The organism is Frondihabitans sucicola (assembly GCF_030296615.1).
Lineage (GTDB): Bacteria > Actinomycetota > Actinomycetes > Actinomycetales > Microbacteriaceae > Frondihabitans > Frondihabitans sucicola.
Map to the genome: position 1 here is coordinate 4,031,143 of NZ_AP027732.1, position 21,960 is coordinate 4,053,102.

The following is a 21,960-nucleotide window of genomic DNA, read 5'->3' on the forward strand; positions in this document are numbered from 1 at the left end:
TCGGTCGTCACTCGCACGAGGAGCCTCACGGCCTCTGCCTCGGGCGCCCGCCCTACTCCGGACGGACCGTCAGCGTCTCCAGCCCGGAGTGTCGCGTGCCTCCCGAGACCGTCACGGCGACGTAGCGGGTCACGGCGTGAACTCCCACGTCCGAGGCACCGTCACCGCCGCCGTGGTGTCCACGATCGGTACCGTTGACCGGCGTGTAGGTGAGGCCGTCGCTGCTGACCGACACCGTGACGTCGCGCGGCGTGCCACCGGACCACTTCGTGGCGACCGAGGCGACCCGTTGCGGCGACCCGAGGTCGACCACCATCCGGCCGCTCGCGCTCGAGTCTCCGTGAGCGTTCGACGCACCGGTGGATCCAGGGGTCCACACCGTCGAGTCGTTGCCGTCGACGGCGAAGCCGGGATCACTCATGCCCGCGGGGAGCGGGCTCGTCGGGAACGTGGTGCGCCCCAGCGCGAGGTCGGCGATCGGATACGCCTCGCCGGATCGCGTCGACACCTGGCTCGTCCTGCCCGGCGAAGCGGTCACATGCAGCGTGGTGCGAGTGCCGACCTGCGCGATGTTCAGGTCGACCGGGCGCACGCCCTTCGGCGCCGTCACCGTGAGATGCTGAGCATCTTCGACGCGGAACACCAGGCCGGCCGGCACGCCGCCGCCGTGGCGAGCGGACACGGTGAACCTCGTCGGCTCGACCGCCGCGCCCGCCGCAGGCACGCTCGCGGCATAGGTCACTCCGCTCGCGGTCGCCGTCTGCGTGCCCGGGTACAGGGCGAGGGAGTCGCCGCGCTTCGGTACCTGAACCGTCCCGGCGACGGGATCGCCGGACAGGTTGAACAGGCTGAGGTAGCCGTCGGCGTCGCTCGCGGCCAACGCCTTCTGCGACGTCACGACGCCTGGCCGGTCGGCGAGCCGCTTCGTCGCCTTCGCGTCGGCACCCGCGTAGCCTTCGACGACCATGCCCGCGCTGCCGCTGGCGGGCCCGTCCGACAGGACGACCTGGTCGGCACGCACGGTGATCGGGTTCGTCGAGCCGCGCACGACCAGCCCAGCCTCACCGTCGATCGACAGCCAGTTGCCGGTGCTGTCGACGCCGTCGAGGCCGTAGCTGGCGACGTCGGTCCAGGTCACGCCGTCCAGGGAGGTCTGCACGCGGTAGGCGCTGCCCGCCGACGCCTCCCAGTAGAGGTCGACGTGGTCGAGCTGGGTCGGCGCGCCGAGATCGACGGCGACCGACGAGTCGCCGCGGGTGCGATCGGCCCGTGACACCGCCCAGCGGGTGGTGTAGTCGCCGTCGGTCACCTTGGCGGCGGGATACGCGGGATCCGCGGACGAGGCGGTCACCGGTTTGCCGAGCGCGGCGTTGGCCGTTCCGCTTCCCGCCTCGAGCTCGAAGAGCGAGTAGCCGTACGTCGGCTGCCCGGTCACTCCGAGCATCCGCACGTGCCGGGCCGTCGTCGCCGGGAAGGTCAGCTTGTCCACGCGGGTGACTCCCGCAGGCGGGGGCGTCGCCGGTGCCGTGTCGGCCGCCTCGAGGGTCTTCGTCCCCTCGGCAGAGGTGTAGCTCCGGTCACCGTCGAGACCGGGCACGCCCGGCATGGTCAGATTGTTCACGGTCAGACGACCCTCGCCGGCGGCGGTGCCCGAGGTGGCGTACACGACCGTGCCCGTGGGCAGAGTCGTCATGCCGGCGTAGCCCGAGTTCGTCGCGAACAGGCTCGCCGACGCGTCGAAGCCGTCGCGCAGCTGCGAGTAGGTCTCCGCGTAGCGGTTCTGCACGGCCTGCGTCGTGCTCGGGAGGAAGACGGGCGTCGTACCCCCGATGTTGAGCAGCCAGTCGTCGTGCTCGGGTTGCCAGGCGAACTTCGTGAAGCCGGGCTTGCTCACCGCACCGGCCCAGGCGTTCTGGGTCTGGTCGTTGACGAGGCCGACGTCGCTGCCGTGATCCGTTGCCCCGCCGGCCGCGGCGTACAGCTGGTCGGTCGACGCGGCCTTGACCTGGTGACCGGTCGACAGGCGCCACTCGTGCAGCAGATAGCTGATCGCGACTTCGGCTCGCGCCTCAGGTTCGTACTTCGCCTCCCCGAGAACTTCGTCAGCCGGTCCGCCGGCGCATAGGCCTGGTACGGAGCGAGGCGCTTGGCCAGCGCGTTCTCCGCCGTCGCCGCATACCGATCGCCCTGCACCTGCGACAGGAACGCGAGCGGGATCACGTCGCGCCCGTAGAGGTGTTCGCGGTCTTCCACCATGGGCATCAGCGGTTCACCGGCGTCGCTCATCACGCTGAGAATCGTCTTCCAGAGCTCGTCGCCGTTCGGCTGCTCGGTCAGGACCTCGGGCATCTTCGTTCCGGAGAGGAGGAACTGGATCGAATTGCGCCCTGAGGTGCGCCACAACTCCTCCTGGTAGTGAGGCCCGAACGAGCCGTGATTCTCGACGATGAAGGTGTCGTGGAGGTTCCCGGCGGTGTTGTCGGAGACGGGCACGCCGTCGACCTTCGTCGGGTTCGCCTGATCGGCGGCGGGAAGCCCGGATTCGTTGCGGCTCCAGGTGCCGAAGGCCGTCCTCCAGGCATCGCTGGGGTCGTCCTTTCCTGCCCAGGCGATGCCGGGGGCGATCCCCTGCGCGTACACGCCCATCTCTTCGAGCTTCGTGTCGCCGCGGGACCCGCCCGTCAGCCCGTTCGGCGTCCAGCTGCCCGAAGCCGGGTCGTCGGCCGTGCCGAGCCCGGTGTTGTAGGCGGCCTGGCCGCTGGTGATCGCGTCGACGTCGTCCCGGGTCTGCTGATCGAGCTCGGTCCAGAGGAGGTGAGCCGCCAGCGTGAAGTACGACTCGAACGTCGAGTCCCAGAACAGCGTCTTGCCCCACTCCGTGCCGCCGGCCAGCCGGTTCGACGCGGCGTAGTGCGCGATCGTCGCCAGAGTGTGCTGTCGCAGCGTCGCCTTGTCGATCCCCGCGGCCTTCGCGTCGTAGTCGCCGCGGGTCAGGAGGACGGCGTTGCCCAGCACGACCGCGAAGTTCTGATCGGCGAGCTTATAGATGCCCTTGGCCGGGTCGTACTGGGTCTCGGCCCAGCGCGTGTGGCGCAGCAGCGCCTGGTAGTACGCCTGAGCCGTCCCGTCGTGAGCAACGGCCGCGGCCGTGGCGCGGGTGGGCGGCGCGACGGCGCCGGTCACGGTCGAGTGACCGCCGCCGCCGTGTCGGCCGGCATCGGCAGCGGCGGCCGTGACCGCGCGCGATCCCGTGCCCGCGGTTGCGTACGCCGGGGCCGTGATCAAGCCCAGGCAGAGAACCGAGGACAATCCGAGCGCCGTGATCAGGCGTGTGGACATCTTCATGTGAAGAACCCCTTCATTGGTATGACAACGCTGTCATAAACAGCAACTCTAGCGGCATTCGGCACGAGCCTCAAGAGGGTCCGCGGTCCCATGACGAGAGGGAGAAGTCATCCCTTGACATTTCGTTTGGTACCTGACGATACTCGTTTGGTACCAAACGAATGGGCTATTCGGCCCGGAGAAGGGGAAAGACACCATGCCTGAACGCATCGCATTGATCACCGGAGCCAACCAGGGCGTCGGCAAGCAGGTCGCCACAGAGCTGGCCGAGCACGGGGTGACCGTGCTCGTCGGGTCGCGCGATCTCGGTCGCGGCGAGGAGGCCGCAGCCGAGATCGGGGCGGGAGCCCGCGCCGTCCAGATCGACGTCACCGATCCTGCCTCGATCGCCGCTGCGGCCGCATTCGTCGACGCGGAGTTCGGCCGCCTCGACCTGCTCGTCAACAACGCCGGCATCTCGAACGTGGGTGGCGGCGACCGGACCCCGAGGAGAACGCGAGTCGATCGAAGGCGAGCACCGCGTCGCTCGACGAGATCCGGGCCGTCTGGGACGTCAACGTCTTCGGCGTCGTCGCGGTCTACCAGGCGATGCTGCCCCTGCTCCGCAAGGGCGTGGACGCCCGCATCGTCAACGTCTCGAGCGGTGTCGGCTCGTTGACCGCCAACGCCGATCCGACGTACCCGTACCACTCGATATACGGCCCCGTGTATCCGGCCTCGAAGGCGGCGGAGAACGCCATGACGCTGGCGATGATGATCGAACTGGAGGGGACCGACATCAAGATCAACCTCGTCTCGCCGGCGTTCACCAGCACGGCCCTCAACAACTTCGCCGGAACCGAATCGATCGAGGACGGATCCCGCGAGGTCGTGCGGGTCGCGCTCCTCGGCAAGGACGGCCCGACCGGCACCTTCACGCGCTGGGAGGACACCACCATTCCGTGGTAACCATGTCGGGTGCCTGACGAATCGGAAGACCACAGCGACTCGGTCGGCGGCTGGGCGAAGAAGTACTACCTGACGTCCCGCGCGCTGATCGAGTCGACCCTGCGCCCCTACGACATCGGCCGGACGCAGTGGTACGTGCTCCACCAGCTCGTGACCTACGGGCCCACCCTGCAGCGCGACCTCGGCCAGCTTCTCGAACTCGAGCGGGCGACCCTGAGCGGAATCGTGACGGCTCTCGTGCGCAAGGGGCTCGTGACGCAGGAGGCCGACGCCACCGACCAGCGGCAGCGCGTGCTCCGCATCACCGACGCCGGCCGGGCCCTGTGGAGCGAGCTCCCCGATCCGATCGCCATCTCGTCGTCGGTGGCCTTCGGCGGCGCCGATCCGGCCGACCTCGCCGCTGCGCGCCGAGTGCTGCAGGAGGCCACACGCCGCCTCAACGCGCACATCGCGCCGCCCTCCTGACCAGAAGCAGGCGCTTTTACGTCGAACAGGCGAACTAGATCGCCTGTTCTGCGTAAAAGCGCCTGTCTTCGGGCGACGCCAGGCGGTCGGCGATCCGGTAGGCGAGCTGCCGCACCTCGGGGATGGCGACGGTCTCCCAGAGCGCGCCCTTGAGCGCCGCGCCGATCGCGAAAAGACGGTCGGAGGGCACCCCCGACGAGTCGACCAGGGCGCCGGAGGCGTCGGTGTCGAAGCCGATGCCCGTCGGGTCGGGAGCGACGAGGCCGGCGTCGAGGAGGGCGTCCACGAGCCGACTCCAGCCCCGAGACGCAACCGAAGCGGGGCCGGTGCAGTTGATCGCGACGTCGAACGACGTTCCGGCGACACTCGGCGACAGCGTCAGGGCGCCCGACTCGATCAAGGCCGACACCTCGGCCCAGACCGCCTGCGCCATCCGGTGACGGTGGACGTCCCAGCGCCGCGCGACGTGGTCGAGGAACCGCCGCCGATCGGCGACGGACAGCCTCTGCCACAGAGTCTGGACCTGCGGGCGCACGCCGTCGAGCACGGCCTGCCACGGGGATCCTGCGCCCTTCGCCGCCCGGAGCTGAGCGCCGAACGCGGAGATCATCTCGCCGAGGGTCGCGACCTCGTCGCCCAACCCCGGCCCGGCCGCCGCAGGCTCGGGCAAGTGCACGGCGGGAAGCAGGAGGCGACGGCTCGTCGCGGTCAGTCGGACTCCCGGCATGCGTCGCGCGAGAGACGTCGCCACGTCGATCATGGTCAGGCCGGTGCCGACCAGGAGGACCCGGTCGGACGCGGTGACCCCGTCGAGTGCGCCCGGCGCCCAGGGGTCGTCGAGGGAGCGCGCGGCCCCCGTCGCGACGGTGCCGGGTGCGGGGTTGCCGAGGGCGAGCACCGCGCTTTCCGCGGTCAACGACGAACCGTCGGCCAACGCGACCGTCACCCCGGCGGACGACGGCAGGATCCCGACGACCTCGCCCTGCAGAAAAGTCACCTCGGTCGGCGACGACGCGAGCAGCCCCGCGAACTGCGACTCGACGTAGTCGCCGAAGACGCGGCGCGGCACGTACGAACCGGCATCGGCGGGCGTCCCGTCGACGTCCCGCCAGCCGGCGCGGTCGAGCCAGCGCAGGAACGCCTCGTCGTCGGTGGCCGAGAGGCTCATCTTGCCGGCGGGGCTGTTCAGGCGGTGGTGCGGCTCGGCGCGGCCGTAGGCGAGGCCGCGTCCGACGACGGGCTCCCGCCCGACGACAGTGACGTGCAGGGCCGGGAGGCCGAGGGCTGCGGACCGGTCGCGCAGCGCGAAGGTCGCGAACACTGCCGCCGCACCACCGCCCACGATGACGACGGAGGATTCAGAGGAGCTCATCGGGAGGCCTTTCGTGTCGGACTGTCATCGACGACGCTACCGACTGCGGCCACGCGCTCCCTACGCCCGAGCGGCCAGCTGCGTCGAACACGCCTCCGCGGCCACCCACGAGAGCATGGCGCACTTGACCCGCATCACGAACTTCGAGACGCCCTGGAAGGCCACGGCGTCACCGAGGAGGTCTTCGTCGGGCTCGCCGGCGCCCTTGGAGCGCATCATGGCGCGGAACGCATCGGTGCGCTCGGCGAGCTCGGCCAGCGTCAGGCCCGGTGCCAGCTCTGCCAACACCGATGCCGACGCCATCGAGATGCTGCAGCCGTCGCCCTGCCAAGCCAGCGTCGTGATCGTGCCCGTGTCGGGGTCGAGGGCGACGCGGACAGTGATCTCGTCCCCGCAGGTGGGATTGCGTTCGTAGTGCTCGGCGTCGGCGCCGTCGAGGGGGCCGTCGCCCGTGCGCGCCTTCGCGTGATCGAGGATGACCTGCTGGTAGAGGCCTGCGAGTGCGTCGGGCATCAGGCCACCCCGAAGTAGGCGCGAACCTCGGCGACGCCGGCCAGCAGGCGGTCGACCTCGTCGTCGGTCGAGTAGAGGTAGGTCGACGCCCGCGTGGTGGCGGTGAGCCCGAGCCTGCGGTGGAGCGGCTGGGCGCAGTGGTGGCCGACCCGCACGGCGATGCCCTGCGCGTCGAGATACTGCCCGACGTCGTGGGCGTGGGCGCCTGCGACGTCGAAGCTCGCCAGACCCGAGCGCGACACGCCGGCGGGCGGCCCGACGACACGGATGCCGGGGATCACCGACAGCCCGCTGACCAGTCGCTCGGCGAGCCGCTCCTCGTGGGCTTCGATGGCGGGCAGGCCGACGGCCTCGAGGTAGCGGATCGCCTCGCCGAACGCCACCGCCTGCGACACCGGCTGGGTGCCGGCCTCGAAGCGCTGCGGCGCCGGCAGGAAGTCGGTCTTCTCCATCGTCACGGTCGTGATCATCGACCCGCCGGTGCGGAAGGGGGCAGGGCGTCGAGGAGCTCCCTGCGGCCCCAGAGCACCCCAAGCCCGGTCGGGCCGAGCATCTTGTGCGCGGAGAACGCCGCGAAGTCGACGCCGAGGGCCGTGAAGTCGAGCGGGCGGTGCGGCGCCGACTGGCAGGCGTCGAGCACCACCAGCGCGCCGTGATCGTGGGCGAGCTCGACGAGCTGCTCGACCGGGGCGACGAAACCGGTGACGTTGGAGACGTGCGCGAAAGCGAAGATCTTCGTGCGGTCGGAGACGACCGCCGCGGCGTCGTCGATTGTCCACGTGCCGTCGTCGCGGACGGGCACGTAGCGGAAGGTGGCGCCGGTGCGGGCGGCCAACTCTTGCCAGGGCACGAGATTGGCGTGGTGCTCGGCCTCGGTGACGACGATCTCGTCGCCGGGTGCCAGCACGAAGCGTTCGGCCGCGGGGCCGCCGCGACCGAGGGTCGCGTTGCCGATGCCGTAGGCCACCAGGTTGAGGGCGTCGGTCGCGTTCGACGTCCAGACGACCTCGTCGGCGGACGAGGCTCCGACGAAGCGGGCGACCGTCTCCCGGGCGTCTTCGTAGGCCTCGGTCGCGAGGGCGGCGAGCGTGTGGGCCCCGCGGTGGACGGCAGCGTTGGTCTCCTCCAGGAACCGGCGCTCGGCGTCGAGGACGACGACCGGACGTTGAGCCGTTGCGCCCGTGTCGAGGTACGCGAGCGGGAAGCCGTTCACCTCCTGCTGGAGGCCGGGGAAATCGCTGCGGAGAGAGCTGAGGTCGAGGGGCGTGCTGGTCGTCACACCTTCAACGATTGCACAGAAGTCTGATTTGTCGACTCCTGTTTCGCCTCCAGCGTCAGCGCCTGTTCGGCCGGCATTTTCCGCTCGACGGACCAGGATGAGGGTTCGAACCGCTTCTTGATGGTCAGGAAGGGTTTCTCGATCACGAAGTGGCTGCCGACCGCAACCAGCATCGCCGCTCCGAGCATCACGAACTTGCCGGTGAGGCCCGCCACGAACGGGTCGAGCAGGGCCATGACGATCATGTGCCAGAGGTACAGGGAGTACGACACGTTGCGCCCGAACCAGGCGAGCGGTCGCACGCCCAGGAACGACCCCACGAGCGTGGGGCGCGACACGACGCCAGCGATCAGCAGGGTGGTCGCAAGGCCGACCGCCGGCAGCACGAGGCCGAAGAAGCTCGGCTCGTTCTTCCAGTCGTCGCCGATCAGACGCGAATTGCCGATCAGGATCGCGATGAGGACGATCCCGACGAAGCCCACCCAGGCCGAGGTGCTCCCGATCCTGCCCGCGAAGAAGGCTCGTGCCCGCTCGTGGGTGAGGGCGAGCGCCAGCACGCAGCCCATCATCAGCGGGGCGACGTTCGCGACCGGGCTGAAGTAGATGTCGGGGGTCGCGATGCCCTTGGGCGTGGCATAGAGGAAAAACGCGAGAGCGCAGGATGCCACGACCGCCGCGGCGCCGAACCACGCGAGGGACCGACGCCGGAAACCCTTCCACAGCAGGAAAGACAGGATAGGCGGCCAGACGAGGTAGAACTGCTCCTCCATGGCCAGGCTCCAGCCGGGGGCGAAGACGCCCTGCGACAGGTGCGCGTAGGCGCGGGCGAAGTTGCCGGTGTAGGTGAGCGCGACGAAGGCGGCGGGCCAGGCGTCGAGATCGTTGTAGGTGTAGTCGCCGACCAGCGGCCACAGGGTGACGGCGGCGAGCACGACCACCAGCAGGGTCGGGTAGAGCCGGAGGACCCGGCGCACCCAGAACCGCCCGAGCCGGATCGTGCCGGTCTGGCGCTGCTCCTTGAGCAGGAGCGAGGTGATGAGGTACCCCGACAGCACGAAGAACACGTTGACGCCCACGAAGCCGCCGGAGAAGCCCGGCACGTGCAGGTGGTAGAGCACCACGCCGATAATGGCGAGGGTGCGGAGCCCGTCGAGCGGGAGCACGCGGGCTCCCGCCTTGGGCTGGGTCGGCTTGGGGTTGGTGGTCGCCGGCTGTGTCAGGGTCGTCGTGGCCATCCCGACAGTGAACTCTGTGACCCTTGGAATTGCTGGTAACAAATTGCTGAGAACGCTAAGAGCGACCGGGCGCGGACTCGGGCTCGGACTCGGGCTCGGGCTCGGGCTCGGACTCGGACTCGGACTCGGGCGACGCGCGCTGCGCGCTGCGCGCGCTCGCCTCTGCACTCGGTCACGGCGGTCGCAGGAGTGGGACCCCGACGCCCCCGAGGAGCTTGGCGAGCCTGCGGGGTTCGTGCAGATCGCGCCAGTCGCAGCGCGTGAACCCGCGCACCTCTGGTCGACGGCGTATCCGGTCTTCGCGTCTCTTTTCTCTGACCACCACCTCGGCCGGTGTCAGACGACCGAGGTAACGCGCCTCGGTGTATTTCACGACGCCGTCGAATTCCAGCATGGCCCCCTGCGCATCGAACCAGAAGTCGACCTCGCCGATCGCGCCCCGCTCGTCGAAGAACGGTCTTTGCAGGACGGGTTCTGGCGCTCCGATCTCGTCGAGGACGACCCGAGCGAAGGATTCGCCGGGCGACTGTGACTGCGGCGAGGCGAAAGCCAGGGCACGAGCGGCCGCCTTCGCTGCCCGGGCCCGAGGCCGTTCGCCGAGGCTGGCCGCGACAGCCGAGGAGTCGCCGCCGCAGCGAGCAAGGATGCAGTCGAGGATCGTGACGGCGTCGGCGCGTGGCGCGCTCAACGCGATGTCGGCGCCGGTTCGGGCCAACGAGGTGACGCGAATCCCTCCGATCTCGACCACGTCGTTCGGGCTCAGGCCTCCCGCGTGTTTGACGACTCCGGGCCAGGACTGTGTTCTCCGGCGGGCTGGATCGATGACGTGCACGCGTGATGGCTGGGGCCCGAGGCTGGGGAGACGATGCAGCGCCGCCGCCGATGCGTGCGAGACCACGACCCGCGGGCGAAGGCGCGCCACGGTGGCGCGGACCTGCAGGACGTGCTGCTGACGAGGCGTGAGGAAGCGAACGCCGCAGCCTCGACATAGGCCGCGGTGTGGAGGCGAATGAGCTCATCACGTCGCGCCCCGCGGTGGAGCGCATCGTTGTGGCGGCGGTCGCTTGGAAGCGTACGGAGGATGTTCGGTTCCGGCATGCGTCAAGCGTGGCGCGCAGACGGCTCTCGGCGGCACGCCGCGAAGGAACTGTGGACGACGCGCCGGGCGCCGTCGTCCTGGGGAGGAGAGCTTGCGGCCCTGGCACCACGCCCCTGGTTGGCACCGAGCGCGCGCTTGGTGCCAACCAGGGCGCGTGGTGCCGGCCGGAGGTTGCCAGGGGCTGTGGTGCCAACCAGGGGGCGCGGTGCCAACCAGGGCGCGTGGTGCCGGCCGGAGGCTGCCAGGGGCCGTGGTGCCACCCAGGGGGCGCGGTGCCAACCAGGGGCCTGGTGCCGGCCGGAGGTTGCCAGGGGCTGTGGTGCCAACCAGGGGGCGCGGTGCCAACCAGCGCGCGCGGCGCCAACGCGATAGCGAGCGGCACGTGCGCAGCGCGCCGCTCGGGGCTAGAGGGGCCGGGCAGGCACGCCGACGACGGTGGCACCCGGGGCGACGTCGCGGGTGACCACGGCGCCCGCCCCGACGCGGGCGTCGGAGCCGACCGTCACGGAGCCGAGCACGGCGGCGCCGGCACCGATCTCGACGCGGTCGCCGATCGACGGATGGCGCCGGCCGCCCGGGCCCGGCCCGCGGCCGCCGAGCGTGACGCCGTGGTAGATCAGCACGTCGTCGCCGACGACGGCGGTCTCGCCGATCACGACACCCATGCCGTGGTCGATGAAGAGGCGCCGCCCGATCGTCGCTCCGGGGTGGATCTCGATGCCCGTGAGCGACCGGGCGACCTGCGACAGCACGCGGGCCAGCAGCCGGGCGCCGGGGAAGGGGCGGGCGCGCCAGAGGCGGTTGGTGACCCGGTACGCCCAGACGGCGTGCAGACCGGAGTAGACGAGGACGATCTCGAGGGCCCCTCGGGCGGCAGGATCGCCGGCTCTCGCCGCCCCGACGTCGTCGCGGAGCCGCGCGATCAGTCGCACGGGCGGACCCTCGGGAACCCGGAACGGCACGGCCGGGACACGCTGGAGCCGTTCGTGTCGCGCATTCGGCCTCTCGTTCCGTCGTCGCTGGTGGACGGCTCGATTCTAGGCGGTGGCGAGGCCCTCTCCGGCGGGTCTCCCCCTCGTGGCACCGCCCGTTCTGGGGATTCCGGGCCGTGTCGCGCCACCTTAGAGTGGCAACGGAGGTTCCGAGGGGAACCCGGGAGGGGAAGGCCATGAAGGCAGGCAGGATCACGATCTACGTCGCCCTCGTCGTCATCGGGAGCCTTCTGACGCTCGACGCCGTCCGACGCCTCGTCACGGGCGACTACCTCTGGTGGACGATCGAGGTGTTCGTGGCCGTCGTCGCCGCCCTTCTGGCCCACCGCGTGCGCGTGCGCCGCCCGGGCCGCGACCTCGAGCCCAGCTGACGCCGCGCCACGACGTGAATCAGCCGCCACACCCTGCCGGTGCAGGGGACGACGGCCGCGAGCGAGCGGGCTCCGACTCAGCGGGCGCCGCGCCGGCTAGAGAGTGGCGAACGAGGCGACCTGGATGTCCAGATCGACGATGAGCGACAGCATCCTGCCGTTGTGCAGCGTGCGGAACTCGTACTGCCCCTCGCCGATCTCCTGCGGTTCGGCCCAGGCGAGCGCCAGCCGGCTGCGGTGGTCGAGACCGGAGTGGATGGCCAACCAGCGGATGATCTGGGCGCGCTCGTCGCGGATCGCGCGGGTCCGCACCGAGCGGCGGTAGCTGACGACGGCGGCGACGAGGGTGAAGACGACGCCGGCCGCCAGCGCGATGATCTTGGCCGTGGCGTCGAGCGGCAGGAGCGCGGCGATGATGATGGTCTGGACGGCCGTGAGCAGGAGGGTCGAGTCGAGCATCGAGTAGCGCCGCAGGGGACGCCGCGGCCGTTGCCGCAGCGGATGCTCGTGAGCGGCAGCTCGATTTCCCGAAGTGCGTCGCTGGCCGACGGATTGACGATCGTCACGATGGAACTCCCCTGGCCCGTCCATGGGCCCGACGCGGGTCCGCCCGACGGACCCACAGGCCCGCCCGTCGGGCCCACAGCAATGGTGGCCCCTCGAGGGAGGACAGGGAGGCCCCCGTCCGGGGCGACACACCCCCAGTTCGCGGGTGTTTCCGGCCCGCGGCGCACGGGCTTCCGGTCGCGACCGCGAGCGACCGCGAACGACCGGAGCGACCGGAGCGACCGCGAACGACTGCGAGCAACCGCGAAGAACGTGAAGAACGGCACCGACGGCCGCGACGTCACCAGCAGCGACGGCTCAGGATCACGGCGTCCGCGGATCCTCGAACTCCAGCACGCCTCGCGAAGCCGCCTCCTCGAGGGCGGCACGGACGGCGGGCTCAGGGGCGCGGGGCGGGACGTCGACGCACCAGAGCTGCGGGAAGCCGGACGGCGTGACGCTCGCCCCCAGGGTGCCGAGCCTCTCGAGGACGGGCTCGACGAGGTCGGAGCCCGCGAGCGAGATGATGCGGAAGCTGCGATGCCCGCCGGCGGTGATCCTGCGCTCGAACCGCAGGGTTCCGTCGGCGCCTCGGCTCGCCGCAACGGTGTCGCCGAGCGAGAGGTCGAGGGCGAACGCGGGCGTCTGATCGACGACGAAGCCGTCGCCGCTCGGATGCACGAGCAGGGGCTCGCTCGGCACGGGCGGCCAGCCGTCGTGGACGTCGAGCGCGACGGCGACAGAGAGGCTGCTGTCATCGGGCATGTTTCGACCCTAGGGCACGCCCGAGGGCCCGGTACTTGCTAGCCTGCCGTGGTGGCCACCCCCGACTTCGTCCTCGCTCTCCGCTCGAAGATCGGCACGGCGCCGCTCTGGCTCTCGGGCATCACGGCCGTGGTCGTCCGCGGATCGGAGGTGCTGCTGGTGCGGAGATCCGACAACGGCGCCTGGACACCGGTCACGGGCATCATCGACCCGGGCGAGAACCCGGCGACCGCCGCCGCGCGCGAAGTGCTCGAGGAGGCCGACGTCGAGGCGCGTCCCGTCCGGCTCGTGCTGGTCGACGTGACCGAGCCGATCGTCTACGCGAACGGCGACGAGAGCCAGTACCTCGACCTGACGTTCCGGTGCGACTACGTGTCGGGCACGCCCTTCCCGGCCGACGGGGAGAACACCGAAGCGCGGTGGTTCGAGGTCGACGACCTGCCCGAGATGTCGACCGACATGCGGGCCCGGCTTCAGGCGGGGCTCGACGACCGGCCAGAGGCGCGGTTCACGCTGTAGCGCCGACCCCGAGCGCATGCGCCGTCGGTGCACCCGCCGTCGGCGCGCGCAGCGTCGGCGCGCGCAGCGTCAGCGCGCGCAGCGTCAGCGCGCCCACCGTCAGCGCGCCCACCGTCGGCGCGCCCGCCTTCAGCACATCCGCCGTCAGCGCGTGACGTCGTGCAGGTGGTGGATCGGGTCGTGCACGAAGTACAGGGCCAGGGTCTCCACCGTGAAACCGCTCCCGTCCGAGCGGAGACCGGTGCGGCCGAGCTGCGAGTCGTCGACGCTCTCGAAGGCCCGGGCAACGGACTCGGCCGCGACGGTGAGTTCGCGGGCGACCGCCCGGGGATCCTGCGCCGCGTAGTCGTCGTCGACGGCGGTGGCGTCCTGGTCCCAGTTCTCGAAGGTGGGTGCGTCTTCGTTCAGCATGAGAGCGAGTCGGCCGTCGAACACGCGGAACACGTCGCGCACGTGGGCTCCGTACTCCAGCGGCGACCAGGTGGAGTCGTCGGGCCGCTGCCGTACGTCGGGCTCGGACACGCGCGCGGGCCACGCTGCGGCGTTGGCGCGAACGAGGCGCGGGACGTCGCGGAAGACGACCGCCGTGGCGTCGTAACCGCAGTCGGTGCAGGGGCTTCGAGAACCCAGGTCCAGTTCTTCGTGTCGGGAACGATCGGCATGCCCCGACGATAGGCGAAACCCCCGCCCGGCTGCCGCTGTCGCGACTGCCACGCGGGGGCCGTCGAGTGCCAATCACGGACACCGCGGTGACGCGCCGACCCGGCGGCCGAGCCGGGCCCGCCGAGCCGGCGCCCGGGCCGAGCCGGGCCCGCCGAGCAGGCGCCCGGGTCAGGGCTTGGCCGCGAGGGGCGTGTTGGCGTCGCCGGTCAGTTTGGGGTCGTGGTGGAACATCGGCCAGGCACCCTTCTTGTTGACGTTGGCTCCCTTGGCGCCGGCGTTCGTGAACTGGTAGTGGAAGAGGACCCCGCGGTTCTTGCCGTCGTAGCCGGCCAGCGTGAGGCCGATGGCTCCGTTGGGGTCGTTCGTCACGAGGGCGTTGTTCTGGAACCCGTAGCCCGCACCGACCTTGAGCACGATCTTCCCCGAGCGTCCGTCGATGATGTAGGTGCCGGTGACGGTCGGGACGATGACGTCCTGGTAGCCCAGCCCGGTGAGGTCGGCCGTGCTGATGCCGCCGTACACGCCGCCCGGGACGGTGACGCGCCAGGTGGCGTGACCGGTGGCACCGTCGATCGCGTACACGATGCTCGAGGCGTTGCTGACCCGCCCGGCCTGGACGATCCAGTTCTGGCCGGTGCCCTTCACGTCGGCGAGCGCCGGGCTCGAGTCGGAGATGCCGTGGAGGTCGTCCTTCCAGTTCAGGTAGCAGTTCCGGTCGAAGGCCATCAGCTTGTTGGTGTCAGAGGCCCCCTTCCAGTAGGTCCCGGTGCCGGCGACGATGCCCCAGCGCCCGGACGAGAGGAAGGTACCGACGGCCGGCGAGCTCTGCACGACCTGCGTGGTGTCGTACGAGCACCGCAGACCACCCCCTGATTGCCCGTGCCGGCATTGCCGGTGGACTTCAGGATCCGCAGGTGGCCGCCGTTCTTGTAGCGCTTGCCGAACGCGACTCCCGCGGTGGAGTCGCCCCTTCGACGATCACGTCGCGGCCACCGATGCCCAGGTCGGAGACGGCCGGGGTCGTGAAGTTGGTGTCGGCCTCGAACCAGGGGAACCCCCGGCCGACCTTGCCGGTCGCGGCGTCGATGAGATCCTGCGTCTGGCCCATCGCACCGCCGATGACGCTGGCGTTGGACTGCATGTTGCCGATCGCCAGGCCGGTCATGACGCCGACGGTGGCCGCCTTGCCGGGCTGCCCGGCGGGCTTGACCGACCAGGCGAGGTGCCCGGCGGCCGTGATGGCTCGGTAGCCGCCTCGCGTCGGCGATCCCGAATTGCCCTCGCCGAAGAAGACCCGCGCCGTCGACCCGGAGCCGAGGACCGACGCCGTCGAGTCGACGGGGATGCCGCCGGTCGAGACCGGCCAGCCGCTGACGTTCGTCCCGTCGCTGAGGTGGAAGGCGCGCTCGTAACCGGCACGGTCGCCGATCAGTACGGAGGAGCCTTTGCTGTCGAGCGTCGCCACCATCGGCGACGACTTCGCGACCGGCTTGCCTGCGATCCCGAAGTTCTTCGACCAGGCGAGCTTGACCGCGAGCCCGGTCGCCGCCTGAGCCGGTTGAGCCGTCAGCGCCGGGACCGCCACGATGCCACCGGTGGCGACCAGTGCTCCGGCGAGCAGGGCGCCGGCCACGCCTCGCCGTGTGGTCGTCTTCTTCGTCTTCCGTGTGCTCGCCCGTGAACCCATGGTTGTGCCCTCGCCCTGATCGCATCTCGCAGGAACGCGCCGAATACGCGAACCCGTTTACCCCTGTGTCCCCCGACATCGTGTCCCCCGACCTCGGCAACGGTACGTTGCGCGTCCCGGTCCGTCCATCCCTCCTTCAGGTGGCAGTGCGCCGTTCGTCGCGGGCCGGGCGCGCGTCGACCCGGGCGCGACCTCGGGATTCGGCTGTGGGTTCTCCGACCGGTGACGGCGGGCGGGCTGCGGGCGCTAGGTTCGAAGGGTGGTGAGATCGAAGTCCAAGCGCGCAGCCCTCGAGGCCGAGACGGTCGACCCCAGCCTGGTCGAGGGCGCCATCGCCGACGGACTCCTGATCGCTCGGTCGGCGGCGAGCATCGCCGTGGCCAACAGGATCATCGTGCGGGCGCTCCGAGAGCAGGAGACCTTCGATCGCGACGAGACCCGGAGGGCCGTGCGCGACGAGCTCGCCCACCTCACCCGCGAACAACGGGACCTCGCGACCCGGATGGTCGAGACGCGCACGAAGGCTCTGAAGTCGCGCGGTCGGTCTCGGCACCAGTTCGACTACCGGGCCGACGACAACAACGCGCTGGCCTCCCGCGAGACCATCTACACGACCATCGCGACGAGACTCGACGTGCTCGCCGACGATGCGGCCTACATCGACGAGATCGTGACGGCCGCACGCGACCGCGCCTGGAACGACATCGGCTCGACGATCATCAACCACGTGGAGAACGACGTCGTGGTCCCCGACGGAGACTACGACTCGCAGCGCGGCGAGCGGCTGCAGCAGCTCCTCGACATCGACCTCGCTGCGCTGGCCTCGGCCTCCTCGGTCCCCTCGGCCTCCTCCTCCGAACCGGTGCCGCCCGCCGCCCCCTGACTCGGACGCCCGCGCCGGCACCGGCACCGGCACCGGCACCGGCCGACCGCGGCGGGCCGTTCAGCGCGACTCGGCGACGGACGCGGCAGCACGCCCGGCCGCGACCGCCGCGGCCGTCTCCGCGTCGATCAGGTCGGCATTGACGGCGGCAGCGGCGGTGACGCCGGAGGCCGCGGCCATGACGACCTGCTGCATCGGTTCCGCCACGTTGCCGGCGGCCCAGACACCTGCGACCGCGGTCCGGCCGGTGGGGTCGGCGTCGAGGCGGGTGCCCGGCCGGAGCGGATGCGGGGTCGGCAGGAGGCCGACGGGGCGGAGGAACTCGGCGCGCACCCGGAAGCCCGGCGCGACGGCGAGAGCCTCGAGGGGCACGTGATGCCCGTCCGACATCGTGACCCCGGTCAGGCGGGAGGCCGCGCCGCGTACCGACTCGATCGGACCGGTGACGACCTCGATCCTGCGCGCTTCGAGCTTGTCGAGGTCTTCCGGCGAGAGATCGGGTCCGTCGTGCAGCAGCAGCGTGACCCGGTCGGTCCACTGCCGGAAGAGCAGGGCCTGGTGCACGGCGAAGCCGTCGACGCCCACGACGCCGACGGCCCGGTCGCGGATCTCCCAGCCGTGGCAGTACGGGCAGTGCACGACGCCGCGACCCCAGTGCTCGCGCAGACCCGGGATCGACGGCAGCACGTCGACCAGCCCCGACGTCACGATCAGGCGCCGGGCGCGGAGGACGGCTCCTGTCGCGGTCTCGACGTCGAAGCCCGCCTCGAGCGATCCGTAGACGCCGACCACGCTGTCGTCGACGAACCGCACCCCGTACGCGGAGGCCTCCGCCCGCCCCGTGCGGACGAACTCGGCCGGCGACATGCCGTCGCGCGTCACGAAGCCCTGCACCCCGTCGGCCGGCGCATTGCGGGGTTCTCCCGCGTCGACGACCACCGTGCTCCGCCTCGCACGCCCGAGCGTGACGGCGGCGCTGAGGCCCGCCGCTCCCCCGCCGACGATCACGACGTCGACCTGATTCGTTCCCGTTTCGATTGTCATGCCCCAATCGTGACCAGCCAGCGCAGGATCCAGCAACTAGACTTGCCGACATGGCAAACGACGAGATCCTGGCCGGCGTCGGTCCGCGGCTGCGAGCGCTCCGGCAGAAGCGCGAGGTCACCCTCGCGGAGCTCGCCTCCGAGACCGGCATCTCGGTGAGCACCCTGTCGAGGCTCGAGTCGGGTGGCCGGCGGCCGACCCTCGAGCTGCTGCTGCCCCTGGCTCAAGCGCACGGGGTGCCCCTCGACGACCTCGTCGGAGCTCCCGCCACCGGCGACCCCCGCATCCACATCAAGCCCGTTCGCCACCACGGCATGACGATCCTGCCGCTCTCGCGCGGCGCTTCGGGGATGCAGGTCTTCAAGAACGTCCTGGCGGCCGGGTCCGACCGATCGGTCCCCGACCCACGGACCCACGAGGGACACGAGTGGATGTACGTCATCCGCGGCCGCCTGCGACTCGTCCTCGGTTCGCGCGATCTGGTGCTCGCGCCCGGCGAGGCGGCGGAGTTCGACACCCAGACCCCGCACTGGTTCGGGCGGGCCGACTCGAACGCGGTCGAGTTCCTCAGCCTGTTCGGTCGGCAGGGCGAGCGGATGCACGTGCGCGCCTAGGGCTCGCCCGCCGACGGGCTGGGCACCACGGGGCCGGGGAGAGCGGCACGTGTCGCTAAAATCGGACCATCGCGCTCACGCTCCCCACCCCCGTCACGGTCCTCTCGGCCCTGCGTTCGCCGCGCCTGCTGACCCGCGAGGCGCTGGCGGGCATCGTCACGACGCTGGCGCTCGTGCCCGAGGTGATCTCGTTCTCGGTCGTCGCGGGCGTCGATCCGCTGGTCAGCCTCGTCGCGTCGATCGTGCTGGCACTCGTCATGTCCTTCCTCGGCGGTCGGCCTGGTGTCGTGACGGCCGCGGCCGGGTCCGTCGCGCTCGTCATCGCTCCGCTCGTCCACGAGCACGGGGTGAGGTACGTGCTGCCGACCGTCGTCCTGGCCGGCGTGGTGCAGATCGTCTTCGGAACGACGGGGCTCGCCCGCCTGATGCGCTTCATCCCCCGCAGCGTCATGATCGGCTTCGTCAACGCCCTCGGAGTGCTCATCTTCACCGCGCAGGTGCGGCACGTGATCGGGGTGCCGTGGATCGCCTACGCGCTGTTCGGCCTGACGCTCGTCATCGTGATCCTGCTGCCCCGGTTCACGAAGGTCGTGCCCGCACCGCTCGTCGCGATCGTGCTGGTGACGGCCATCGTCATCCTGGGTCACGTGGGCGTGCCGGACGTCGGCGACGAGGGCCCGCTCGGCGGCGGCCTGCCCGGCTTCACGCGGCTGCTCGTCCCCCTCGATCTGGACACGCTCACGATCATCGCCCCCACGGCGGTCAGCGTCGCCTTCGTCGGACTCATGGAGACGCTGCTCACGGCCAAGCTCGTCGACGACCTCACCGAGACGCCGTCGCACAAGGGGCGGGAGTCGTGGGCGCTCGGCGTCGCGAACATCGCCGCCGGGTTCTACGGCGGCATCGCCGGCTGCGCCATGATCGGGCAGACCATCCTCAACGTGAAGACCGGAGGCGCCCGCACCCGCATCTCGACCGTCGTCGCCGGGCTGTTCCTGCTGGTGCTCGTGACCGGCCTGTCGGGGGTCATGGCGCAGATCCCGATGGTGGCCCTGGCGGCCGTGATGATGATCGTCGCGATCACGACCGTCGACTGGCACAGCGTGAGACCGTCGACCCTGCGCAGGATGCCCGTGCCCGAGACGATCGTGATGGGCGTCACCGTGGTCGTGGTCGTCGTGTCGAACAACCTCGCTCTCGGCGTGCTGGTCGGCGTCGTCCTGGCGATGGTGTTGTTCGCCCGGCGCGTGGCCCATGTCATCCGCGTGGTGCGGGTGGTGACGCCGGAGGAAGACGCGGTGCACTACGAGGTGCAGGGGCCGCTCTTCTTCGGATCGAGCAACGACCTGGTCGAGCGGTTCTCGTATCACGACGATCCGGCGACCGTCGTGGTCGACTTCACCCGGGCGCAGATCTGGGACGCCTCGACCGTCGCCTCGCTCGACTCGATCGAGGCGAAGTACCGCGCGGTCGGTTCGACGGTCGTGTTCGAGGGCCTCGACGATCGCAGTGCGGCGTTCCACTCGCGCTTGACCGGCCGACTCAGCGCGTAGCGCCGCACCGCCGCGAGGCGGGGCGGGACTAGGCGCGGCGGGGCGCGGCGCGGCGGCGGCGCCGTGCGCGCCGGGACCCCGCACACACCGAAGCGGCCCCGCCGCAGAGCCTCTCGCGGGAGCTCGGCGGCGGGGCCGCAGTCGGGGGCGACGCGCTGGGCGCGGCCAGTGACACTACGCCTGCGCGGAACCCGACGCAGCAGCCGTGACGGGGCTCTCGGCCTCGACGGGCGCAGCGGCCGGAGCTGCGGCCGGGACGTGCTGCGACCCGACCTCGACGCCGTGGTACGTCGCCAGGATCGAGGTGGTGTTCTCGATCTCGGAGTCGCGAACCTCGTCGCTCCAGCCCAGCGAGCTCTGCAGGATCCCCGCGAGCTCGGTGAGGAGCTCGATGGTCACGCCGCCGACGAAGGCGAGGTTGGTGCGGCGCAGGACGACGTCGACGAGGTGCACGGCGTCTTCGTGCTCGGCGAAGTACGCGATCTCGGCTGCCGTGAAGTCGGAGTCGCTCGCGAGGGGCTCGGACGGCTGGTCGAGGAGGGTCTGGATGACGTCTTCCGCGCGGGTCCCGTAGCGGGTCAGGAGACGGTCGACCTGGTCGCGCTCGAGGCCGTTCAGGTGGTCGGTGATCCAGCGGGCGCGGTCGCCCGGCAGCACGGGGAAGTCTTTGCCTCCACCGATCGGCATGCCTGCGGTGTCGATGGTGCGCGCGACGCCGAGGCGCGTGGTGGCCTCGGTCGACAGGTGCGTCGACAGGGCGCGGAAGGTGGTCCACTTGCCGCCGACGAGCGACAGCACCTTCGACTTCGGCAGGGCCGCGACGCTGGTCTCGACGATGCGGTAGTCGCGCGACACGAAGCCGGCCGCGAGGTCGTCGTGCTTCGGCAGCGGGCGGACGCCCGAGTAGCGGTACACGATCTCGCTGCGGGTGATCGTGATCTTCGGGAACACGTGCTTGACCAGGTCGAAGAAATAGTCGACTTCTTCTTCAGTGCAGATCGCCGGCTTCGACATGTCGGCCTCGAGGTCGGTCGTGCCGATGAGCACCCGGCCCTTGAGCGGGTAGATCAGGACGATGCGGCCGTCGTTGTTCTCGAAGAACAGCTCGCGCCCGTTGGTCGCCTTGAGCAGTTCGGGGCTGTCGACGACGATGTGCGAGCCCTTGGTGCCGCCCATGTACTGCGACGTGGTGCCGAGGAACTCGTTGGTGAGGTCGGTCCAGGGGCCGGAGGCGTTGATGACGACGTCGGCGGCGAAGACGAACTCGGTGCCCGAGACGACGTCGCGGAGGAGGACGCCGCCCTCTTTGGCCCCGACGGCCTCGACGTAGTTGGCGCTGCGAGCCGTCGCCGCGGACCCCTCGCCGGATCCGGCGGCCAGGCCGTCTTTCAGGACATCGAGGGCGAGGCGCTCGGGCTCGTGGACCGACGCGTCGTAGTAGGTGCCGGTGTACTTGATGCCCTTGTTGAGCGCGGGCATGTCGCGAAGCGCGGCCTTCCGCGTGCGGAAGACGTGTTTGGGCACGCTGCCGCCGTCGCGCGAGAAGGAGTCGTACAGGGTCATGCCGATCTGGATCAGCAGCGCGCCGCGCTCTTTCGTCGAGCGCTGCTTGTGCGTGAGCATGCGCAGCGGCGCGTTGAGGATGCCGGAGAAGGTGGAGAAGATCGGCATCGTCGTCTGCAACGGCTTGACGTAGTGGGGAGCGATCTTCAGCAGACCGTTGCGCTCTTCGACGGATTCGCGGACGAGGCGGAACTCGCCGTTCTCGAGGTAGCGGATGCCGCCGTGAATCATGTGGCTCGACGCGGCGGATGCGCCGGAGGCGTAGTCGTTGCGCTCGACCAGCACGACGTCGACCCCCTGGAGGGAGAGGTCGCGGAAGGTGGCGATGCCGTTGATGCCGCCGCCGATGATCAGGACCTTGGCGTCGGGACGCTCGCTGATGCGGGTCACGTTGGCGCGGATGTCGCTTGTCTCGTGTGTCTTCTTCGACGGAGTCACTGGCCTGTCGCTTTCACTGTCGTTGGTGTGTCGGTAATGCCATACTTGACCCGTGCGCGTGGGCGG

The 21,960-nt window shown here is 70.6% G+C and carries 22 protein-coding genes and 2 pseudogenes; 8 read left to right on the plus strand and 16 right to left on the minus strand.

What is annotated here, in order from left to right; genetic code table 11:
- Positions 1-52: 52 nt before the first annotated feature.
- Positions 53-1,894: a discoidin domain-containing protein gene (locus tag QUE79_RS20735; RefSeq protein WP_286344720.1), complete on the minus strand. Its 1,842-nt coding sequence runs from the start codon at positions 1,892-1,894 to the stop codon at positions 53-55.
- Positions 1,891-3,345, minus strand: coding sequence for a hypothetical protein (locus tag QUE79_RS20740; protein ID WP_286344721.1), 1,455 nt, complete (start codon positions 3,343-3,345; stop codon positions 1,891-1,893). Before QUE79_RS20740 ends, QUE79_RS20735 begins: the two co-directional genes overlap by 4 nt.
- 196 nt (positions 3,346-3,541) lie before the next feature.
- On the opposite strand from QUE79_RS20740, the pseudogene QUE79_RS20745 reads away from it, so the two are divergent.
- From QUE79_RS20745 to QUE79_RS20755, 3 genes and pseudogenes are all read left to right on the plus strand, one after another.
- Positions 3,542-3,763: pseudogene (locus QUE79_RS20745) on the plus strand (SDR family NAD(P)-dependent oxidoreductase); the annotation flags it as partial.
- 116 nt (positions 3,764-3,879) lie between these two features.
- Complete coding sequence (locus QUE79_RS20750; RefSeq protein ID WP_286346796.1) at positions 3,880-4,293, plus strand: SDR family NAD(P)-dependent oxidoreductase; 414 nt, start codon at positions 3,880-3,882, stop codon at positions 4,291-4,293.
- 9 nt (positions 4,294-4,302) lie between these two features.
- Positions 4,303-4,758: a MarR family winged helix-turn-helix transcriptional regulator gene (locus tag QUE79_RS20755; protein ID WP_286344722.1), complete on the plus strand. Its 456-nt coding sequence runs from the start codon at positions 4,303-4,305 to the stop codon at positions 4,756-4,758.
- Between the two features lie 34 nt (positions 4,759-4,792).
- On the opposite strand, the gene QUE79_RS20760 is transcribed toward QUE79_RS20755, so the two are convergent.
- The 6 genes and pseudogenes from QUE79_RS20760 to cysE all read right to left on the minus strand — a co-directional run bounded on the left by QUE79_RS20760 (position 4,793) and on the right by cysE (position 11,188).
- Positions 4,793-6,130 (minus strand): FAD/NAD(P)-binding protein, encoded by a 1,338-nt coding sequence (locus QUE79_RS20760; protein WP_286344723.1) that lies wholly within the window; start codon positions 6,128-6,130, stop codon positions 4,793-4,795.
- 60 nt (positions 6,131-6,190) lie between these two features.
- On the minus strand, positions 6,191-6,643 hold the full coding sequence (gene sufU / locus QUE79_RS20765; RefSeq protein ID WP_286344724.1) for a Fe-S cluster assembly sulfur transfer protein SufU: 453 nt from the start codon (positions 6,641-6,643) through the stop codon (positions 6,191-6,193).
- Positions 6,643-7,922 (minus strand): annotated as a pseudogene (locus QUE79_RS20770) (aminotransferase class V-fold PLP-dependent enzyme). The gene sufU and the pseudogene QUE79_RS20770 overlap by 1 nt, the downstream one beginning before the upstream one ends.
- Entirely contained in the window at positions 7,919-9,157 is a 1,239-nt protein-coding gene (locus tag QUE79_RS20775; protein ID WP_286344725.1) for an acyltransferase family protein, read from the minus strand. The pseudogene QUE79_RS20770 and the gene QUE79_RS20775 overlap by 4 nt, the downstream one beginning before the upstream one ends.
- 172 nt (positions 9,158-9,329) lie before the next feature.
- A complete protein-coding gene (locus QUE79_RS20780) occupies positions 9,330-9,905 on the minus strand; it encodes a hypothetical protein (protein WP_286344726.1) in 576 nt (191 codons plus the stop codon).
- 755 nt (positions 9,906-10,660) lie between these two features.
- Positions 10,661-11,188 carry a serine O-acetyltransferase gene (gene cysE, locus QUE79_RS20785; RefSeq protein ID WP_286344727.1) on the minus strand — a complete coding sequence of 176 codons (528 nt, stop codon included), beginning with the start codon at positions 11,186-11,188 and terminating at the stop codon, positions 10,661-10,663.
- Positions 11,189-11,424: 236 nt separating this feature from the next.
- On the opposite strand from cysE, the gene QUE79_RS20790 reads away from it, so the two are divergent.
- Positions 11,425-11,619 (plus strand): hypothetical protein, encoded by a 195-nt coding sequence (locus QUE79_RS20790; protein WP_286344728.1) that lies wholly within the window; start codon positions 11,425-11,427, stop codon positions 11,617-11,619.
- A 96-nt stretch (positions 11,620-11,715) separates the two neighbouring features.
- Here the strand turns inward: QUE79_RS20790 and QUE79_RS20795 are convergent, their stop codons facing one another.
- The gene (locus QUE79_RS20795) at positions 11,716-12,078 is read right to left on the minus strand and encodes a hypothetical protein (protein WP_286344729.1); all 363 of its coding nucleotides are present in this window, start codon (positions 12,076-12,078) and stop codon (positions 11,716-11,718) included.
- Positions 12,079-12,489: 411 nt separating this feature from the next.
- Complete coding sequence (locus QUE79_RS20800; protein ID WP_286344730.1) at positions 12,490-12,930, minus strand: DUF4265 domain-containing protein; 441 nt, start codon at positions 12,928-12,930, stop codon at positions 12,490-12,492.
- Between the two features lie 51 nt (positions 12,931-12,981).
- On the opposite strand from QUE79_RS20800, the gene QUE79_RS20805 reads away from it, so the two are divergent.
- A complete protein-coding gene (locus QUE79_RS20805) occupies positions 12,982-13,449 on the plus strand; it encodes an NUDIX hydrolase (RefSeq protein WP_286344731.1) in 468 nt (155 codons plus the stop codon).
- Here the strand turns inward: QUE79_RS20805 and QUE79_RS20810 are convergent.
- The 4 genes from QUE79_RS20810 to QUE79_RS20825 all read right to left on the minus strand — a co-directional run bounded on the left by QUE79_RS20810 (position 13,439) and on the right by QUE79_RS20825 (position 15,799).
- Complete coding sequence (locus QUE79_RS20810) at positions 13,439-13,585, minus strand: hypothetical protein (protein WP_286344732.1); 147 nt, start codon at positions 13,583-13,585, stop codon at positions 13,439-13,441. The genes QUE79_RS20805 and QUE79_RS20810 overlap by 11 nt on opposite strands.
- 8 nt (positions 13,586-13,593) lie before the next feature.
- On the minus strand, positions 13,594-13,971 hold the full coding sequence (locus QUE79_RS20815; protein WP_350271599.1) for a DinB family protein: 378 nt from the start codon (positions 13,969-13,971) through the stop codon (positions 13,594-13,596).
- A gap of 309 nt (positions 13,972-14,280) precedes the next feature.
- Positions 14,281-14,943 (minus strand): hypothetical protein, encoded by a 663-nt coding sequence (locus tag QUE79_RS20820; RefSeq protein WP_286344733.1) that lies wholly within the window; start codon positions 14,941-14,943, stop codon positions 14,281-14,283.
- A 70-nt stretch (positions 14,944-15,013) separates the two neighbouring features.
- Positions 15,014-15,799, minus strand: coding sequence for a hypothetical protein (locus QUE79_RS20825; RefSeq protein ID WP_286344734.1), 786 nt, complete (start codon positions 15,797-15,799; stop codon positions 15,014-15,016).
- A gap of 259 nt (positions 15,800-16,058) precedes the next feature.
- On the opposite strand from QUE79_RS20825, the gene QUE79_RS20830 reads away from it, so the two are divergent.
- On the plus strand, positions 16,059-16,682 hold the full coding sequence (locus QUE79_RS20830) for a hypothetical protein (RefSeq protein WP_286344735.1): 624 nt from the start codon (positions 16,059-16,061) through the stop codon (positions 16,680-16,682).
- A gap of 60 nt (positions 16,683-16,742) precedes the next feature.
- On the opposite strand, the gene QUE79_RS20835 is transcribed toward QUE79_RS20830, so the two are convergent.
- On the minus strand, positions 16,743-17,726 hold the full coding sequence (locus QUE79_RS20835) for an NAD(P)/FAD-dependent oxidoreductase (RefSeq protein ID WP_286344736.1): 984 nt from the start codon (positions 17,724-17,726) through the stop codon (positions 16,743-16,745).
- A gap of 50 nt (positions 17,727-17,776) precedes the next feature.
- On the opposite strand from QUE79_RS20835, the gene QUE79_RS20840 reads away from it, so the two are divergent.
- Both QUE79_RS20840 and QUE79_RS20845 read left to right on the plus strand, forming a co-directional pair.
- Positions 17,777-18,340, plus strand: a complete 564-nt coding sequence (locus QUE79_RS20840) for a helix-turn-helix domain-containing protein (RefSeq protein WP_286344737.1) — start codon at positions 17,777-17,779, stop codon at positions 18,338-18,340.
- A gap of 68 nt (positions 18,341-18,408) precedes the next feature.
- On the plus strand, positions 18,409-19,893 hold the full coding sequence (locus QUE79_RS20845; RefSeq protein ID WP_286346797.1) for a SulP family inorganic anion transporter: 1,485 nt from the start codon (positions 18,409-18,411) through the stop codon (positions 19,891-19,893).
- Between the two features lie 174 nt (positions 19,894-20,067).
- Here QUE79_RS20845 and QUE79_RS20850 read toward each other — a convergent pair whose 3' ends face one another.
- Positions 20,068-21,894, minus strand: coding sequence for a glycerol-3-phosphate dehydrogenase/oxidase (locus tag QUE79_RS20850; RefSeq protein ID WP_286344738.1), 1,827 nt, complete (start codon positions 21,892-21,894; stop codon positions 20,068-20,070).
- Positions 21,895-21,960 lie beyond the last annotated feature (66 nt).